Source organism: Roseateles sp. (assembly GCF_039595295.1).
Taxonomy (GTDB): domain Bacteria; phylum Pseudomonadota; class Gammaproteobacteria; order Burkholderiales; family Burkholderiaceae_C; genus Roseateles.
In genome coordinates this window covers 79,779-97,205 of record NZ_JBCNLU010000002.1, presented here as the reverse complement: position 1 = coordinate 97,205, position 17,427 = coordinate 79,779, and the positions used below count along the sequence as shown (strand labels likewise).

15 protein-coding genes are annotated in these 17,427 nt (G+C 70.4%); 13 read left to right on the top strand and 2 right to left on the bottom strand.

Annotated features, from left to right (window positions below; genetic code table 11):
* Window positions 1-33 precede the first annotated feature (33 nt).
* The 13 genes from ABDW59_RS02460 to pssA all read left to right on the top strand — a co-directional run bounded on the left by ABDW59_RS02460 (window position 34) and on the right by pssA (window position 15,243).
* The gene (locus ABDW59_RS02460) at window positions 34-723 is read left to right on the top strand and encodes a MarC family protein (protein ID WP_343627824.1); all 690 of its coding nucleotides are present in this window, start codon (window positions 34-36) and stop codon (window positions 721-723) included.
* Between the two features lie 74 nt (window positions 724-797).
* Window positions 798-1,700 (top strand): PhaM family polyhydroxyalkanoate granule multifunctional regulatory protein, encoded by a 903-nt coding sequence (locus tag ABDW59_RS02455; RefSeq protein ID WP_343627823.1) that lies wholly within the window; start codon window positions 798-800, stop codon window positions 1,698-1,700.
* A 28-nt stretch (window positions 1,701-1,728) separates the two neighbouring features.
* A complete protein-coding gene (locus ABDW59_RS02450; protein ID WP_343627822.1) occupies window positions 1,729-2,868 on the top strand; it encodes an FIST N-terminal domain-containing protein in 1,140 nt (379 codons plus the stop codon).
* Window positions 2,869-2,911: 43 nt separating this feature from the next.
* Window positions 2,912-4,468, top strand: a complete 1,557-nt coding sequence (locus ABDW59_RS02445) for an FAD-linked oxidase C-terminal domain-containing protein (RefSeq protein WP_343627821.1) — start codon at window positions 2,912-2,914, stop codon at window positions 4,466-4,468.
* A complete protein-coding gene (glcE, locus tag ABDW59_RS02440; RefSeq protein ID WP_343627820.1) occupies window positions 4,468-5,670 on the top strand; it encodes a glycolate oxidase subunit GlcE in 1,203 nt (400 codons plus the stop codon). The genes ABDW59_RS02445 and glcE overlap by 1 nt, the downstream gene beginning before the upstream one ends.
* Window positions 5,671-5,734: 64 nt before the next feature.
* Window positions 5,735-6,979 carry a glycolate oxidase subunit GlcF gene (glcF, locus tag ABDW59_RS02435; RefSeq protein WP_343627819.1) on the top strand — a complete coding sequence of 415 codons (1,245 nt, stop codon included), beginning with the start codon at window positions 5,735-5,737 and terminating at the stop codon, window positions 6,977-6,979.
* 414 nt (window positions 6,980-7,393) lie between these two features.
* A complete protein-coding gene (locus ABDW59_RS02430; RefSeq protein WP_343627818.1) occupies window positions 7,394-9,100 on the top strand; it encodes an alkaline phosphatase family protein in 1,707 nt (568 codons plus the stop codon).
* Window positions 9,101-9,267: 167 nt separating this feature from the next.
* Window positions 9,268-11,220, top strand: a complete 1,953-nt coding sequence (locus ABDW59_RS02425) for an ABC transporter ATP-binding protein (protein WP_343627817.1) — start codon at window positions 9,268-9,270, stop codon at window positions 11,218-11,220.
* A gap of 253 nt (window positions 11,221-11,473) precedes the next feature.
* Complete coding sequence (locus tag ABDW59_RS02420; RefSeq protein WP_343627816.1) at window positions 11,474-12,142, top strand: hypothetical protein; 669 nt, start codon at window positions 11,474-11,476, stop codon at window positions 12,140-12,142.
* Complete coding sequence (locus ABDW59_RS02415) at window positions 12,142-12,441, top strand: HPr-rel-A system PqqD family peptide chaperone (protein ID WP_343627815.1); 300 nt, start codon at window positions 12,142-12,144, stop codon at window positions 12,439-12,441. The genes ABDW59_RS02420 and ABDW59_RS02415 overlap by 1 nt, the downstream gene beginning before the upstream one ends.
* Window positions 12,438-13,367 (top strand): HprK-related kinase A, encoded by a 930-nt coding sequence (locus tag ABDW59_RS02410; protein WP_343627814.1) that lies wholly within the window; start codon window positions 12,438-12,440, stop codon window positions 13,365-13,367. The genes ABDW59_RS02415 and ABDW59_RS02410 overlap by 4 nt, the downstream gene beginning before the upstream one ends.
* Entirely contained in the window at window positions 13,364-14,548 is a 1,185-nt protein-coding gene (locus tag ABDW59_RS02405) for a nucleotidyltransferase family protein (RefSeq protein WP_343627812.1), read from the top strand. Before ABDW59_RS02410 ends, ABDW59_RS02405 begins: the two co-directional genes overlap by 4 nt.
* Window positions 14,549-14,625: 77 nt before the next feature.
* Window positions 14,626-15,243 (top strand): CDP-diacylglycerol--serine O-phosphatidyltransferase, encoded by a 618-nt coding sequence (gene pssA / locus ABDW59_RS02400; protein WP_343627811.1) that lies wholly within the window; start codon window positions 14,626-14,628, stop codon window positions 15,241-15,243.
* A gap of 114 nt (window positions 15,244-15,357) precedes the next feature.
* Here pssA and ABDW59_RS02395 read toward each other — a convergent pair whose 3' ends face one another.
* A complete protein-coding gene (locus ABDW59_RS02395; RefSeq protein WP_343627810.1) occupies window positions 15,358-16,998 on the bottom strand; it encodes a S41 family peptidase in 1,641 nt (546 codons plus the stop codon).
* Between the two features lie 120 nt (window positions 16,999-17,118).
* A complete protein-coding gene (locus ABDW59_RS02390; protein ID WP_343627809.1) occupies window positions 17,119-17,412 on the bottom strand; it encodes a DUF2917 domain-containing protein in 294 nt (97 codons plus the stop codon).
* Between the last annotated feature and the right edge of the window lie 15 nt (window positions 17,413-17,427).

Genomic DNA, 17,427 nt, shown 5'->3' with positions numbered 1-17,427 from the left:
CCGCCCTGATTCCCGCTCTCCGGAGACCCGATCTTGGACGCCCTGACGTCGTTTATCCAATCGCTGTTCCTGGTCCCGCTGACCTTGCTGCCCATCATCAATCCCGTGGGCGTCGCGCCCATCGTCATCGACGCCGCGGGCGGCGACGACCGGGTGCTCAAGCGGCTGTCGCGCCAAGTCGCGATCAACGGCTGGGTGGTGATCATGGTGTCGCTGCTGGTCGGGACCTATGTGCTGGAGTTGTTCGGCATCTCGCTGCCGGTGGTGCGGGTGGGCGGCGGCCTGCTGGTCGCCTACAACGCCTGGATCATGCTGACCCGCAACGAGACCAACGCCGTCCAGACCGCCGTCGTGCAGAACGCGTCCGGCGAACTGGCCGAGGCCCATCATCTGAGCGAAGCCGAGATCGTGCGGCGCAGCTTCTTCCCGGTCACCTTCCCGCTGACCACCGGCCCGGGCTGCATCGCGGCGGCGATCGCGCTGGGCGCGCAGATTCCGCGCTCGCCGATTCCGTATGTGATGGGCGCGGGCATTGCCGCGATCGGCGCGGCCTTTACCGCGGCGGTGGTCTATCTGGTCTATCGCAACGGCGGCCGGCTGCTGATGCGCATGGGCGAGGTCGGCACCCTGGTCATGATGCGGCTGATGGCCTTCGTACTGCTGTGCATCGGCATCCAGATCCTGTGGACCGGCTGGGCGGATCTGAACCGCATTCCGGCGTGAGATTGCTGCGCGTGCGAGCGCGCTTGGCGCGGTCACAGGCGCGATGACTGTTTCGAGGAACCCGAGGAGACACCATGGCGGACACCGACTTCACCCGATTCGTCCCCGGCTTCGACTTCCTGCAAGGGCTGGTGAAGAACGCGGGAGCGGCGATTCCCGGGTTCAACCAGTGGGTGGCGCCGACGCTCAACCCGCAGGAGCTGGACAAGCGGATCGATGAGCTGCGGACCGTGCAGTTCTGGCTGGAGCAGAACGCGCGCATGCTGGCGGCGACGATTCAGGCGCTGGAGGTGCAGCGGATGACGCTGTCCACGCTGCACGCGATGAACGTGCCGATGGCGGACCTCAAGGAGGTGTTGAAGGCGGGGGGGCCGAAGGGGGATGCGGCGGCGGCGGCGGCGCCGTGGCAGGCGTCGCCGTGGCAGGCGGCGTCGGTTGCGGCTGCGGCTCAGGACGAGGAAGACCCTCTCCCCCACCCTCTCCCGCAAGCGGGCGAGGGGGCCACCCCGGGCGCCGGCAATGACACCGCCGGGGCGGCGGAAGGAAAGGGCGGGACCGACGCGGGGAAGGACGAGGGCAAGCCCGTCGGCGCGGACCCGATGCAGTGGTGGAACGCCCTCACCCAACAATTCACGCAAGTCGCCGCCAATGCAATGAAGACCGCTCAGACCGCGGCCGCCGCCACCAGCGCAGCAACCGCAGCCGCGACGTCCGCAGCCACCTCCGCAGCCACAGCAGCTGCCAAGTCAGCCACCAGCGCGGCAACAGCGGCAGCCAAGTCGGCCGCTGCTGGAGGGTCGAGCGCTACGGGTGCGCGCGGCAAGACATCCGACGGCGCGAAGTCGGCTGGCAAGCCCGCCCGCGGCGCGACGTCCAGGCCCGCCACGAAGGCCGGGGCCGCCAAGGCGCCGGCGAAGGCTGCCGCCAAGACCGCGTCCGCCCGCAAGCCCGCCCCCAAGCGCAAGTCTTCTTCCTGAGCCTCCCGCAGTCCCTCGAGGGCCGTCCATGCCTCGCTTCATCCAGGCTCACGCCACCCATCCCGACCCTCACATGGCGCTGGCGCTGGCCGGCGCGCAGATCGAGGGCCAGCGCGCCGGCATGACGCCGACGCTCGGTTTCCTTTACATCACCGCGGCCTATGCCGGCCAGGCGCAGGCGCTGCTCGACGAGGTCCGGCAGCGCTGGCCCGGCTGCGGCTGGGTCGGCGCGTCGGCGCTGGCGGTAAGCGCCGCCGGCGTCGAGTACTTCGACGAGCCCGCCCTGGTCCTGCTGCTGTGCGACCTGCCGGCGGACCAGTGGCGCATCTTTTCCGGCCGCCAACCACTGCCGCAGGACTGCGACGCCCGCAGCCTCATGCTGCATGCCGACGGCCTCACGCCCGACCTGCAGGAGCTGGTGAGCGAGCTCGCCCAGCGCTGCAGCAGCGGCTATCTGTTCGGCGGACTGGTCAGCGGCGGCCCCGGCGCGGTGCAGTTCGCCGACGGCGTCTTCGAGGGCGGCCTGTCGGGCGTGTCGCTGGGCGCCGAGGTGCGCTGGATCTCGCGCGTCAGCCAGGGCTGCCAGCCGCTGGGCCGCGAGCGCCGCGTCACCGCCTGCGACGGGCCGCTGGTCACCGAGCTCGACGGCCAGCCGGCGCTCGATGCGCTGCTGGAGGACCTCAAGCTGCCGGCCTACACGGGCGAGTCCTCCTCGCTGCGGCAGGCGATGCCGCTCTTCCGCAAGACCCTGGTCGGCCTCAACGACGCACCCGGCGCGCGCCGCGAGTACGGCCCCGAGGTCCGCGTGCGCCATCTGGTCGGGCTGGACCCGTCGCGCCGCGGCGTCGCGGTGGCGGAGCAGGTGCGCGAGGGCGAACTGCTCAGCTTCTGCGAGCGCCATCCCGATGCCGCCCGCCGCGACCTCGTCCGCATCTGCACCGAGATCCGCGCCGAGGCCGAGGAGCTCGGCGCCCGCATGGCCGGCGCGCTCTACATCAGCTGCACCGGACGCGGCGGCCCGCACTTCGGGGCGCCGTCGGCGGAGCTGCAATGGGTGCAGCACGCGCTGGGCGAGGTACCGCTCGCCGGCTTCTTCGCCAACGGCGAGATCGCTCATGCCCGCGTCCATGGCTACACCGGGGTGCTGACCGTCTTCCTCGACGCGTGAGCGCGACGGACGGGGTCCGCGCCTGGGGCTACAGTTCGACGCCATGACTGGCGAGCTCCCCTCCTCCGACTCTCGCGCGGCCTCCGCACCGCCGGCGCACGGCCCGCACGCGGGCGGCGCCCAGGAGCTGCAGGCGTTCCGGGCGCGCCGACGCGCCGCGCTGGTGGACGCGCTCAAGACGGTCCTCCCCGCCCACGCGATGCTGTGGCAGGACGAGCAGACCCGCCCCTATGAATGCGACGGCCTGACGGCCTACCGCGAGCGGCCGCTCGCCGTCGCCCTGCCCGAGACCGAGGCCCAGGTGGCCGGCGTGCTCAAGGCCTGCCATGCGCTGGGCGTGCCGGTGGTGGCGCGCGGCGCGGGCACCGGTCTGTCCGGCGGCGCGATGCCGCATGCCGAGGGGCTGACGCTGGCGCTGGCCAAGTTCAACCGCATCGTCGCGATCGATCCGCTGGCGCGGACCGCGCGCGTGCAGTGCGGCGTGCGCAACCTGGCGATCTCCGAGGCCGCGGCCGCGCACGGCCTGTACTACGCGCCCGATCCCAGCAGCCAGATCGCCTGCACCATCGGCGGCAACGTGGCGGAGAACTCCGGCGGCGTGCATTGCCTGAAGTACGGCTTGACGCTGCACAACGTGCTCAAGGTGCGCGGCTTCAGCGTCGAGGGCGAACCGGTGGAGTTCGGCTCCGAGGCGCTGGACGCGGCGGGGCTGGATCTGCTGAGCGTGGTCGTCGGCAGCGAGGGCATGCTGGCGGTGGTCACCGAGGTGGTCGTCAAGCTCACGCCCAAGCCGCAGTTGGCGCGCTGCATCATGGCCAGCTTCGACGACTTGCGCCGCGCGGGCGACGCGGTGGCCGCGGTCATCGCGGCCGGCATCATCCCGGCCGGTCTGGAGATGATGGACAAGCCGATGACCGCGGCGGTCGAGGACTTCGTCCACGCCGGCTATGACCTGGACGCCGAGGCCATCCTGCTGTGCGAGAGCGACGGCACGCCCGAGGAGGTCGAGGAGGAGATCGGCCGCATGAGCGCCGTGCTGCGCGCCAGCGGCGCGACTCGCCTCGAGGTCAGCGAGGACGAGGCGCAGCGGCTGCGTTTCTGGAGCGGTCGCAAGAACGCGTTCCCGGCCTCGGGGCGGATCAGTCCGGACTACATGTGCATGGACTCGACCATCCCGCGCAAGCGTCTGGCCGACATCCTGCTGGCCATCCAGCAGATGGAGCGGAAGTACCAGCTGCGCTGCGCCAACGTCTTCCATGCCGGCGACGGCAACCTGCATCCGCTGATCCTGTTCGACGCCAACGACCCCGATCAGCTGCACCGCTGCGAGCGCTTCGGCGCCGACATCCTGGAGACCAGCGTCGCGATGGGCGGCACGGTGACGGGCGAACACGGCGTCGGCGTGGAGAAGCTCAACAGCATGTGCGTGCAGTTCTCGCCCGAGGAGCGCGAGCAGATGCTGGCGCTCAAGCGCGCCTTCGACCCGCAAGGGCTGCTGAACCCCGGCAAGGTGATCCCGACCCTGCAGCGCTGTGCCGAGTACGGCCGCATGCATGTGAAGCGCGGCATGCTGGCCTTCCCTGAACTGGAGCGATTCTGATGACGGTGCATGCACAGGACTCGCCGCTGGCGGGCGGGACCACGGGCGGGGCCGCGGGCGAAACAACAAGCGCGGCGCCGCTGGACGCCGCGCAATCGGCCGCGCTGCGCGAGCTCCAGGCCCGTGTCCGCGAGGGCGGCGCGCTGCGCATCGTCGGCCACGGCAGCAAGGATTTCTACGGCGGCCCGCTGACGCCCCCGAACGTGGCCGGCCCGCTGCCGGTGCTGTCGACGACGGCGCTCAGCGGCGTGCTGGCCTATGAGCCCAGCGAGCTCTACCTCACCGCGCTGGCCGGCACGCCGCTGGCGGAGGTCGAAGCGCTGCTGGCCGCGCACGGGCAACACCTGGCCTTCGAGCCGCCGCGCTTCGTGGGCGCCGCGTCCGGCGGTCAGGGCACGGTGGGCGGCATGGTCGCCACCGGGCTCTCGGGCCCCGCGCGCGCGACCTCGGGCGCGGTGCGGGATCATGTGCTGGGACTGTCCATGCTCAACGGACAAGCCGAGCTGCTGCACTTCGGCGGCACGGTGATGAAGAACGTGGCGGGCTACGACGTCTCCCGGCTGATGGCCGGCGCGCTGGGCGTGCTGGGCTTGATCACGCAGGTGACGCTCAAGGTGCTGCCGGTGCCGGTGGCCTCGGCGACGCTGCGCTTCGAAGCCGGCCAGGACGAGGCGCTGATCCAGATGAACCGCTGGGGCGGGCAGCCGCTGCCGGTGTCGGCGACGGCCTGGTGGGATGGCGCGCTGGTCGTGCGGCTGTCCGGCGCGGAGGCGGCGCTGAGCTCGGCGCTGCGGCGACTGGGCGGCGACGTCATCCCGGAGCAGATGGCCGCGCCCTTCTGGCGGGGCCTGCGCGATCAGAGCGACGAGTTCTTCCTGGGCGCGCGACGCGCGGTGCAGGGGGGCGCGGCGATGTGGCGCATCGCGGTGCCGCCGACGACGCCGGCCATGCCGCTGCACGGCGAGCAGCTGATCGAATGGGGCGGCGCGCAGCGCTGGGTCGTGACGCCGATGGCGCCGGCGCAGTTGCGGGATCTGGTGGCCGCGGCGGGCGGTCACGCGACGCTGTTCTATGCGAACGACAAATCGGCCGGCGCGTTCTCGCCGCTGGGGCCGCAGCTCACGCGCATCCACCAGTCGCTGAAGCGGGAGTTCGATCCGGCGGGGATCTTCAATCCGGGTCGCTTGTATCCGGATCTTTGAACGCCGACGCCGCTCTTCCCCTTTTCGCCCGCCGATCGACCTCCGCCGACCGCCAGCCTGAACGATGCAAACCCACCTCGCCCCCGAATTCCAAGGCACGCCCGAGGGCGACGCCGCCGAGGCGATCCTGCGCCGCTGCGTGCATTGCGGCTTCTGCACCGCGACCTGCCCCACGTATCAGCTGCTGGGCGACGAGCTCGACGGACCGCGCGGCCGCATCTATCTGATCAAGCAGGTGCTGGAGGGCGAGACACCGACCGCCGCCACCCAGCAGCACCTGGACCGCTGCCTCACCTGCCGAAACTGCGAGAGCACCTGCCCGTCCGGCGTGCAGTACGGCCAACTCGTGGAGATCGGCCGGCAGGTCGTGGAGGCCAAGGTGGAGCGTCCGCGCCAGGAACGCGTCAAGCGCTGGCTGCTGAAGGAGGGGCTGACCTCGCCGCTGTTCAAGCCGGCGCTGCGGCTGGGGCAGGCGCTGCGGCCGCTGGTGCCCGCCTCGCTCAAGGACAAGGTCCCGCCGAGGCCGGACGCGCGCGCCCATCAATGGCCGCGGCGCGAGCACCCGCGCAAGGTGCTGTTGCTGCTGGGCTGCGTGCAGCCCGCGATGATGCCCAACATCAACGCGGCGACGGCGCGCGTGCTCGATGCCGCCGGCGTGCAGACGCTGGTCGGCGACGAGGCCGGCTGCTGCGGCGCGATCCGCTCGCATCTGAACGACCATCACGGCGGCCTGGACGACGCGCGCCGCAACATCGACGCCTGGTGGCCCATGGTCGACGGGCATGGGGCGCAGGTCGAGGCCATCGTCATGAACGCGTCCGGCTGCGGCGTCCAGGTCAAGGACTATGGGCGACTGCTCGCGCACGACCCCGACTACGCGGAGAAGGCCCAACGCGTCTCCGCCCTCACCCGCGACCTCAGCGAGTTCCTTCCCGAGCTCGTCCCCGCGCTGCGCGCCCGCCTGGGCCGCGGCGGCGAGCGGCCCAAGCTTGCTTATCACCCGCCCTGCACGCTGCAGCACGGCCAGCAGCTCCGCGGCGGCGTCGAGGGCGTCATGCGGGAGCTCGGTTTCCAGATCGCCGTCGCGCCCAGCGAGAGTCATCTGTGCTGCGGCTCGGCGGGCACCTACTCGGTGCTGCAGCCCGTGCTGTCCAAGCAGCTTCGCGCGCGCAAGCTCGAGGCGCTGGCCCCGCTGCAGGCCGATGCCATCGTGTCCGCCAACATCGGCTGCGTCCAGCATCTGCAAGCCGGCACCGGCACGCCGGTGCGGCACTGGATCGAGGTGCTGGACGAGGTGCTCGCGCCGTAAGGGCGTCGCTTCCGCACATCAGATCCGTCAAGAACATCTCCCCCGTGAGCAGGAGTTCTCACGCCAATCGCCCGTCCTCGGGCAAACCCGGGCATGCCCTTTGCCGTCGGCCTCCACAATCGCCTCCCATAACAGGAGGGGAGCGCGCAAGCGATCCAACCAGAAAGCAAGGCGGGCCGGTCATCGTGTGGTGACCGGCCTTCTTTCATTGGGGTCCGCGATGCGCCTGCAGACCCGCGTTCTCCGGGTCAACCCTGAAGCGCCGCGCGCGACGCGGATCCGCGGTGCGGAAGGCGTGTCGGCGGAGGTCCGGCCGCTCGTCATGCGCCCGAAATCGGTCCCCAAACGCGGGCATGACGGAGATACTGCGCCGTCACATTTCCTTCACAGGCTTCCGCGCGAAGCCTCCCCGCCATGACCATGACCCGTCGCACCTGGCTGCTGGTGCCCGTGCTGGCCGCGCTGGCCGCCTGCGCCAACACCTCCGCCCCGACCTCGAGCGCCACCGGCACCTCGGCCACGGCGCCGGTCGCGCCCGCCGCGCCCTTCGCCGCCGCCAAGCCGCCCAAGCTGATCGTCTTCATGGTCGTGGACGGCCTGCCGATCCGCCAGGTGCTGGGCTATCGCGACCAGCTGCAGCCCGACGGCTTCAAGCGCTTCCTGGATCGCGGCGCCTGGTTCGCCAATGCCTATTACGGCCACGGCTATACGGTCACCGCGGCGGGTCACTCCATCATGCTCAGCGGCGCCTATCCGCAGCGCAGCGGCATCATCGGCAACGAGTGGCGCGACCCCATGACCGGCGCGCCGCAGTACAACACCGCCGATCCGCGCTACCAGTACATCGGCAACAAGACCGAGCCCCTGGCCGGCACCAGCCCCGAGAACTACAAGGTCGAGACCGTCGGCGACGTGCTGCGCACGCTGCAGCCCGGGTCCAAGGTGATCGGCATCTCGGGCAAGGACCGCGGCGCGATCCTGCCCTCGGGACACAAGGGCACGGCCTACATGTACATGGGCGGCTCGGGGCAATTCGCCTCCAGCACCTATTACATGGACAAGCACCCGGCCTGGGTGGACGCCTTCAACGCGGCCAGGCCGGCCGACAAGTTCTTCGGCAAGACCTGGGCGCCGATGCTGCCCGAGTCCGCCTACGCGCGCAGCGTGCCGGACGGCCAGCCCTGGCAGGCCAACAGCGGCAACGGCAACAAGCTGCCCGCCGTGCTGGGCGCCGGCATGGACGGCCCCGGCCCGCGCTTCTACGGAAACATCCTGCCCTCCCCCTTCGGCGACGAGCTGACCCTGAATTTCGCCCGCGCCGCGGTCGAGGGCGAGCAGTTGGGCGCGGACGACCAGACCGACATCCTGTCCGTCAGCCTGTCCAGCCACGACTACATCAACCACGCCTTCGGGCCGGAGTCGCGGCTCTCGCACGACCACTTCCTGCATCTGGACGCCTACCTGCAGGACTGGTTCAAGTACCTGGACGCCAAGGTCGGCAAGGACAACTACATCGCCGTGCTGACCGCGGACCACGGCTTCACCGACACGCCCGAATGGGCGAAGTCGCAAGGCCGCGACGCGGGCCGCATCGTGCCGGCGCAGGCGGTGGGCTTCGTCAACGCGGGCCTGGCCAAGCAGTTCGGCGAGGGCCGCTGGGTGATCGGCATGTCCGGCACCGGCTTCATCTTCGACGAGGCGCTGATCAAGACCCGCGGCCTGAAGCAGGATGACGTCTACGAGGCCGCCAAGCAGCTGGTCGTCCAGGTCGACGGCGTGCAGGCCGCGTTCACCCGCGCTCAGCTCGCCGGCACCGACACCGCGACGCCGTATCTGGAGCAGATGCGCAAGTCCTGGTACCCGGGCATCGCGGCGCCGCTGCAGGTGATCCCGAAAGCGGGCTGGATGTTCGGCTCGCGCGTGATGGGCACCACCCACGGCAGCCCCTATGAGAACGACACCCACGTGCCGCTGCTGACCTGGGGCCCCCGTTGGGTGGGCCAGGGCCGCATCGAGCAGCGTGTGGAGATCGTCGACCTGGCGCCGACGCTGTCCGCGATCCTGCACGTACCCGCGCCCAAACAAGCCCAGGGCAAGCTGCTGCCGCTGCCGGCGAAGTGACGCCGGGAGGCCGGGACCCGGCCTCCCCCGAGCGCCACGCAAGCGCCACCCGAACGGCGGATCCCGCAGCTCAGCCCGTCCATTCCCCACCCGCCCCGAGTGGATGGCGCGGCGCCACAGGACTCCGTTAGGCTCCCAGGTCTCGCAGAAGTAACAGGGAGTCCGCCGTGTTCAGGTGGTTTGAAAAGCTCGTCGATCCGTTCCCGCAGACCCCGGCCCCGCAGCCTCCGGCGGGGTTCTTCGCCTTCGTCTGGGCCGGCTCCCAGGGGATGCGCGGCCTGATCCTGATCCTGACGGTGCTGACCGCCGCGATCGGCGCCTTCGAGGCCTTGCTGTTCTCGATGCTGGGCTCCATCGTGGACTGGCTGGCCAAGGTGCCGCCCGCGCAGTGGTGGTCCACGCAGCAGGACACGCTGCTGCTGCTGGCGGGCATCCTGCTCGCGAGCCCGCTGCTCATCGCCGTGCAGTCGATGTGCAAGTACCAGGGCCTGTCCAGCAACTTCCCCATGCGCCTGCGGTGGAACTTCCACCGCCATCTGCTGGCGCAGAGCATGAGCTTCTATCAGGACGAGTTCGCGGGACGCGTCTCGGCCAAGCTCATGCAGACCGCGCTGGCCGTGCGCGAGTGCTGGATGATCGTCGTCGACATCCTGGTCTTCATCACGATCTACTTCCTGACCATGCTGGGCGTGGTGGGCAGCTTCGACCTGAAGCTGCTCATCCCCTTCCTGGGCTGGCTGGCCTGCTACATCGTGGCGCTGTGCTTCTTCGTCCCGCGACTGGGCAAGGCCGCCGCGCAGCAGGCCGACGCCCGCAGCCTGATGACCGGCCGCATCACCGACGCCTACACCAACATCAGTACGGTCAAGCTGTTCTCGCATTCCAACCGCGAGGCGGGCTTCGCGCGTGGCGCGATGCAGGACTTCCTGGGCACGGCCTACCGCCAGATGCGCCTGATCAGCGGCTTCGAGATCGTGAACCACGCGCTCTCCATGGGCCTGATCGCCAGCACCGCCGGGATGACGCTGTGGCTGTGGACCCAGGGTGAGGTCGGCGCCGGCGCGGTCGCCGCGGCCACCGCGATGGCGCTGCGGCTGAACGGCATCTCGCACTGGATCATGTGGGAGATGGCCAGCCTGTTCGAGAACATCGGCACGGTGCAGGACGGAATCACCACGCTCTCGCGCACGATCGCCATCCAGGACGCGCCCGAGGCGCGCCGGCTGGAGGTCAGCCGCGGCGAGGTCCGCTTCGAGCAGGTGGACTTCAGCTATGGCGGCCGCAAGACCGTGCTGCACGACCTGACCCTGACCATCCGGCCGGGCGAGAAAATCGGCGTGGTCGGGCGCTCCGGCGCCGGCAAGTCCACGCTGGTGAATCTGCTGCTGCGCTTCCACGACATCGACAAGGGCCGCGTGCTGATCGACGGCCAGGACATCGCGCGGGTCACGCAGGACAGCCTGCGCTCGCAGGTCGGCATGGTGACGCAGGACACCAGCCTGCTGCACCGCTCGGTGCGTGACAACCTGATGTACGGCCGCCCCGAGGCCAGCGAGGACGAGATGCGCGCCGCCGCCGAGCGCGCCGAGGCGCAGGACTTCATCGACGGCCTGACCGATCCCAAGGGCCGGCAGGGCTACGACGCCCATGTGGGCGAGCGCGGCGTGAAGCTGTCCGGCGGTCAGCGCCAGCGCATCGCGATCGCGCGGGTGATGCTCAAGGACGCGCCCATCCTGCTGCTGGACGAGGCCACGAGCGCGCTGGACTCCGAGGTCGAGGCGGCCATCCAGCGCAGCCTCTATCGCCTGATGGAGGGCAAGACGGTGGTGGCGATCGCACACCGGTTGTCCACGATCGCGGCGATGGACCGGTTGATCGTGATGGACCAGGGCCGCATCGTCGAGCAGGGCGACCACGCCTCGCTGCTCGCGCAGGGCGGGCTGTACGCCAAGCTCTGGGCGCATCAGAGCGGGGGATTCCTGGTCGAGGAGGACCTGGAGCCGGGCGAGGCCGACGCGAGTTCGGCGGCAAGCACCGAGGGCCCGATGGCCTCGACGCGGCGTCCGCGCGATACCGACAGCCCCTCCGGTCGCGACATCGTTCACGACGGGGCCGAATGAGCCATGGATGCCCCTGCATCCGGTTACAAGGGCGGTTGGTCTTGCGACGACCCGTTGCGGCTCAACGATTTCAACGTAAGCATGCGCCGACTTATCCACTGTCTGACGGACACCGCATGCCACCCGTTCAAGGGGTTGGGCGGGCTTTGCGGGGGCAGGCTTGTGTGGAACACTGCGCTCGCAGGTCGGACAAGCGCCGATCCGCTTGAGCGTCTGCCCTATTTCCGGGCCAAGCACCACGAAAGCTGAGTTTATGGATCACAGCAGCGACAACTCCCAGCAGCCCTCGGCCGCCCCGACGCCTGTCGCCGGAGCCGTTGTCTCGCAACGCCGCCGCCGCTTCATCCAGGCGGGCGTGGTGCCTGTCGGCCTGACGCTGGCCAGCCGTCCGGTCATGGCCTGGCACTGCAACACGACCTCGGCCTGGGGGTCGGCGGTGCTGCGCAATGGCGGCGCCAGCGTGAAGGCGCGCGCCGAACTGGCCGAGATCGACAACACCGAGTGCTGGTACATCAGCGACTGGATCAACAACAGCACGCGTCCGCAGGTGCGCAACAGCGCGACCCCGTGGAGCTGCGCCGCCAAGAAGTGGTATTCCGGCAAGTCCGACACCTGGGTGCAGAACAACCTGCCCGTGTCCAAGGTGTTCCCCGGTGGTCTGAAGGGCGTCTCCCCCTCGGCCAACGTCTACACGCTGATCAAGAAGGGCGCGCCGGACTTCGCCGCGATCCTGCTGGCCGCGCGTCTGAACACACTGCTGGCCAATACGCCGGTGTCCAAGTGCACGATCTCCAACGGCACCGACATGCTGCCGCAGATGGCCTCGCTGGGCCCGAACGTGTTCAAGCCGGCCAACTCCACCGGCGCCGCCTGGACGGCGAAGGACATGAACGACTATCTGAAGGCCAACTGGCTGATTTGATGTCCGGTTCGGCGTGGCGCTGTCCGCACCCGCTGTCCGACGTGCTGCTCGCCTGGGAGGGTGAGCAGCACGCTGTCTTTTTCGACCCCGTTTCCGGGGATACGCACCTGATCGCCGCGCTGGGCGCGCAACTGGCCGAATGGCTGGCTGCCGCGCCGCTGACCCGCGACCAACTGCTGGCCCGCCTGGCCGCCGACATCGACTGGGACGAGCCGCCCGAGGTCGTGGCCGACCTGCTGGACCGCCACCTGGCCCGCCTGACCGACGTCCATCTGCTGACGCAGGAGCCGCCGGCTTGAAGCTCCAGGAGGTCGGCATCCGCGGGCTGCGCGACCAGCTGCGCGGCGAGGGCGTCACGCTGAAGCTGGCGCCCTTCGTCGTGCGCGTGCGCTCCGACATCCCCCATCTCGCCGACGACATCGCCCTGATGTACGAAGACTTCGAGCTCGCCGCCGAGGACGAGTTCGTCGACTTCCATGTCGCCGTGCGGCGCAGCTCGCATTGGCTGAGCCGGCTGCGCGGCCGGGCCGAGTTCTGGTTCGACGGCCAGCGCTCCTTCACGCCGTTGCCGGCGGCCCAAGCGCTGGCGATGCTCGAGTGGGGCATCAACTGGTGCATCGCCGCGCACGCCCACCAGTTCCTGCTGATCCACGCCGCGGTGCTGGAGCGCGACGGCCGCGCGCTGGTGATGCCGGCGCCGCCGGGCTCCGGCAAGAGCACGCTGTGCGCGGCGCTGGCCCATCGCGGATGGCGCCTGCTGTCGGACGAGCTGGGCCTGCTCGACATGACGACCGGCCTGATTCACGGGATGGCGCGGCCGATCAACCTCAAGAACGCCTCGATCCCGCTGATCCAGGACTTCATCCCGCAGGCGCGATTCAGCGCGTCCATGCCCAACACCGCCAAGGGCACGGTCGCCCTGGTGCGCGCGCCCGACGACGCCATCGCGGCCCGGCTGCGTCCGGCCCGACCGGCCTGGGTCGTGCTGCCCGCCTGGCGCGCCGACGCGCACGGCGAGCTCGTCCCCATCGAGCGAGCCCAGGCCTTCATGGACTTGGCCTCGCAGTCCTTCAACTACGACCTGCACGGCCAGGGGGGCTTTCGCGCGCTGGGCCGGCTGGTCGCCGGTTGCGAGGTGTTCCGCTTCGAGTACAGCCGGCTGGACGAGGCCATGGATCGCTTCGAGGCCCTGGCCGCGACGCCGGTCGACGGAGGCCCCGCATGAACGCGCCCCGCGCCATCGCTCATCCGGTCCCCGGCCATCCTTTCGCCGACGACCGTCGCCGGCCCCTGTTGATGCGGGTGCTGCTGTCGCCGGCGATCGCCGTCGGGCTGGGTCTGCGCGATTGGGACCTGCTGCTGCGTCAGGCGCGACGTGCCAACCTGGCCGGCCGGCTCGCTCATGAGATGGAAAGCGGCGGCTGGCTGGACGCCCTGCCCGCGCCGGTGCAACCGCATTTGCGCTCGGCGCTGCTGCTGTCGCGGCGGCAGATGCAGATGCTGGGACGCGAGGTCGACCTGCTGGCGGCCACGCTGTCGGAGCTGCCCGGTCCGGTGATCCTGCTCAAGGGTGCGGCTTATGCGCTGGGCGGACACGCGCCCGCGCCGGGCCGCATGTTCAGCGACATCGACATCCTGATCCCGCCCGCGCAGCTGCCGCGCTGCGAGACCACGCTGCTGGTGCACGGCTGGGCTTTCGACGACGAGCTCGACGCCTACGATCAGCGCTATTACCGCGAGTGGATGCATGAGCTGCCGCCGCTGCATCACCTGCGCCGCGGCACCTCGCTGGACGTCCACCACACCCTGCTGCCGCCGACGGCGCGCACGCCACTGGACAGCGAGCGCTTGTTCGACGCGCCGCGCCCCCTCCCGGGCCGGCCGGGCGTCTTCGTCCTGCCACCCGAGGACATGCTGCTGCACAGCGCCGCTCACCTCTTCCACGAGGGCGAGCTGCACAACGGCCTGCGCGACCTGTTCGACCTGGACGCCCTGCTGCGCGAGTTCGGTGCCCTCGACGGCTTCTGGCCGCGCCTGGTCGCCCGCGCCCGCGAGATCGGTCTGAGCCGGCCGCTGTGGCTGGCGCTGCGCTACACGCGGGCGCTCCTGAACACGCCCTATCCCGACTCGCTGCCGGCCGAGCTCGGCCCGCCGCCGGGACCGCTCGCCCGCCGCTTGCTGGACGCCTGCTATCGCCGCTTGCTCCGACCGGCGCACGAGAGCTGCCGGCTGCCCGGCCATGAACTGGCCGAGCTGGCGCTGTACGTGCGCTCACACTGGCTACGCATGCCTTTCGGGCTGCTGGCGCTGCACTTGGGCCGCAAAGCCTGGGGCCGCCTGACCGCCGCGCCGGTGACGCCCGACACCACCGGCGCGCCCGACGCCAAGCCGCCCGCGCAGGGCTGAGCCCGGCTCGCGTCAAGCCCTCGGCGGGCGCGCGCCTTGCCGCGCCTCGCCAGGGCCATCGCTTATGCTCCCTCCCCATGAACCGACCCAAGCCTTTTTCCATGATCCGCGAGTTCCATCTGGCGGACTGGTTCACCCTGGGCAACGCCTTCTGCGGCGTCGGCGCGCTGTTCTCGGTGATGACCTACCTGCAGACCGGACTGGTGCTGCATCTGTATTACGCCTGCGCGCTGATTCCGGCCGCGCTGGTGTTCGACGTGCTGGACGGCCGCATCGCGCGATGGCGCCAGAAGAGCTCGGCGATGGGCCGGGAGCTGGACTCGCTGGCGGACGTGATCTCCTTCGGCGTCGCGCCGGCGGTGATCGCCTACGGCTGCGGCATGCAGGGCCTGTGGGACCGCATCGTGCTGGGCTTCTTCGTCGCGGCCGGCGTGTCGCGTCTGGCCCGCTACAACATCACCGCCGAGGAGCTCAGCGGCGGCACCGGCAAGGTCAGCTACTTCGAGGGCACGCCGATTCCGACCTCGCTGCTGCTGGTGATCATTCTGTGGGTCGCGGCCTGGCAGGGCGCGATCGGCCCGGCCATCTGGGGCGGCGAGCTCAAGCTGCTGGGCTTCACGCTGCATCCGCTGGTGCTGATGTTCGCGATCTCGGGCTCGCTGATGATCAGCCGGATCAAGATTCCGAAGCTGTGAACGTCCGGTTCTGACCCCCCGCTGATGCTCGGCTGATCCTCCGGACGCCCCCAATGAGAATGGCCACCCCTGGGGGTGGCCATGTCGTTTGCTGCGTCGCGGGGGACGCTCAGCTCAATGCCGGCCGCCCACGATGCGGTTGGACCGCGCCGCCAACCGCTTGAGCGACAGCGCCACCGCATCGGCGCCTGCCTCGCGCACCGCGAGCGACTGCGCGCGCGGCGCCTCGGTGGCGCTCGCCGGGCAGCTGCCGTTGACGCGGTACTGCATGGCCGCGGCCAGCATGCGCTCGCTGGGGTCGCCCAGCGCGTGGTCCAGGTCGTCGCTGACGCGGCAGCCCTTCACGCCGGTGTTGCCGGTGCCGCCCGGCACGAAGCCGTCGGCGTAATCGCCGAAGCCCTTGTTGTTGGTGCCGACGAACTCGATCGGGAAGTAGCTGTAGCCGCAGTTGTCCTTGGCGGTGAAGCCATAGGGCTTGCCACAGGTGGTGCCGCCGATCAGCACGACCTCGATGTCCACGCCGCGCAGGCCGTTGATCAGCGCCTCGCTGGCGGAGCAGGTGCCCGCCTGCGCCAGCACGAACACGCGCTTGAGGTTGAGCGCCGGCAACGCCTGCTGCGAGGTGCAGTTGTTGCCCACCAGCACGCAGGACTGGTTGTAGAAGGGCGTGCGGGCGTCGGCGCTGTTGGTCTCGGCCGAGCGGCGGCTGTTGTAGCGCAGCTGCTCGAAGGTCTTGCCCGCGGTCGGCGCGTCGCCCGCGATCATGTAGGCCAGCTCGCTGGCGATGAACAGATAGCCGCCGCCGTTGTAGCGCAGGTCCACCACCAGATCGCTGATGCCGGCGGTGCTGAACGTGCGCATCGCGCTGATCAGCTGGGCCTCGGCCGGCGCGATGTGGTCGTTGAAGACCATGTAGCCCACCCGCGCGCCGTCGGTTCCGGTCAGCACCTGGCTGGTGGGGACCGGCGTCTTGAGCACGTTGGCGCTGGCCAGCGAGACCGAGCGCGTTCCGCCGCCCGCCGGCGTCAGCACGAAGCTGTGGGTCTGGCCCAGGACGTCGGGGAACAGCGCCGCGTTCAGGGCTGCCACGCCGGCCGTGTCGCCCGCGTCGGCGGCGGTGCCGTCGGCGGTGACCAGCGTGTCGCCGCGGCGCACGCCGGCATTGGCGGCGGCGCTGCCGGGCTCGACGTAGGCCACGCGGATGTTGCGCGGCGGCGTCGGCGAGGCCATGGTCCATTCGATCCCGTAGCCCAGCGACACACCGCCGGAAGACAGGGCGTTCCACTCGCGCGTGCTCATCGTGAAGCTGAACTCGTCGCGGCGCTTGCCGCTGGTGGTCAGCGCGGTGGACTTGAGCGCCTGGAAGTAGTTGTCCAGCGCCAGGCCCACGTCGCTGCCGCTGTAGGCCGGGCTGGAGGCGTCGATGGTCGGCACCTCGTCACGCCAGAGATAGGCCTCGTCCATGTAGGAGCGGATCCAGTTCTTCTCGGTCGTGAGGCTGGCGGTGCGCAGGTTGGCCGCGGCCTCGGTGTTGCCCGGGGCGCATTGCTGGGCGTAGGTGGCGCTGGCCTGCAGGGTCTGACCGCCGGAGTTGCCGCCGCCGATGATGATGGTGCCGCCCCCGGTGGACGGTGCGCCGCCCACGATCGGCGTCCCGCCTTGCCCCCCGCCGCCGCCGCACGCCTGCAGCAGCATCGCCCCGACCGCGCCGGCCACGGCCAGACGCGCTTTCCGCTGGATGGCGGATCGATTCATCGCAACTCCCCTCTTCCGGGTCACGGACCCCTGGTCTTGTAGCGCCGGCGACAGGGTTCGACACGTGCCGGCAATCGTTCGAGGCGGAGTTATAGCGGGATTCAGCGGACAAAGCTCGCGTCAGCGCAGCGCCTCCGCCTTCAGGGTGACCGCGGCCGCGCCCTCGGCGCTCACCGACACGCGCCATCCGAACCAGCTCGCCAGCCAGCCTTCGGGTCGCGGCAGGTCCAAGGTCTGGCCGGGTGTGAGCCAGTGATCGTCGGGCCAGCCGGCGCGGGTGATCCAGGCCCGGCCCCCGTGCACGCTCAGGCGCGCGGGGCCGCGCAGGCGCAGCGTCACCACGCGGCCGTCGGCGGGGAGGGAGAGCTCGGGACCAGGCGAGCGGCGAGGCAGGAGGCGGGACTGCGGTTTCATGTGCTCACGATAAAA

Bases quoted from the DNA above. Each gene is read 5' to 3' on its own strand.
- ABDW59_RS02455 (WP_343627823.1), top strand. From the start codon at position 798: ATGGCGGACACCGACTTCACCCGATTCGTCCCCGGCTTCGACTTCCTG.
- ABDW59_RS02450 (WP_343627822.1), top strand. From the start codon at position 1,729: ATGCCTCGCTTCATCCAGGCTCACGCCACCCATCCCGACCCTCACATG.
- ABDW59_RS02445 (WP_343627821.1), top strand. From the start codon at position 2,912: ATGACTGGCGAGCTCCCCTCCTCCGACTCTCGCGCGGCCTCCGCACCG.
- glcE (WP_343627820.1), top strand. From the start codon at position 4,468: ATGACGGTGCATGCACAGGACTCGCCGCTGGCGGGCGGGACCACGGGC.
- glcF (WP_343627819.1), top strand. From the start codon at position 5,735: ATGCAAACCCACCTCGCCCCCGAATTCCAAGGCACGCCCGAGGGCGAC.
- ABDW59_RS02430 (WP_343627818.1), top strand. From the start codon at position 7,394: ATGACCATGACCCGTCGCACCTGGCTGCTGGTGCCCGTGCTGGCCGCG.
- ABDW59_RS02420 (WP_343627816.1), top strand. From the start codon at position 11,474: ATGGATCACAGCAGCGACAACTCCCAGCAGCCCTCGGCCGCCCCGACG.
- ABDW59_RS02415 (WP_343627815.1), top strand. From the start codon at position 12,142: ATGTCCGGTTCGGCGTGGCGCTGTCCGCACCCGCTGTCCGACGTGCTG.
- ABDW59_RS02405 (WP_343627812.1), top strand. From the start codon at position 13,364: ATGAACGCGCCCCGCGCCATCGCTCATCCGGTCCCCGGCCATCCTTTC.
- pssA (WP_343627811.1), top strand. From the start codon at position 14,626: ATGAACCGACCCAAGCCTTTTTCCATGATCCGCGAGTTCCATCTGGCG.
- ABDW59_RS02395 (WP_343627810.1), bottom strand. From the start codon at position 16,998: ATGAATCGATCCGCCATCCAGCGGAAAGCGCGTCTGGCCGTGGCCGGC.
- ABDW59_RS02390 (WP_343627809.1), bottom strand. From the start codon at position 17,412: ATGAAACCGCAGTCCCGCCTCCTGCCTCGCCGCTCGCCTGGTCCCGAG.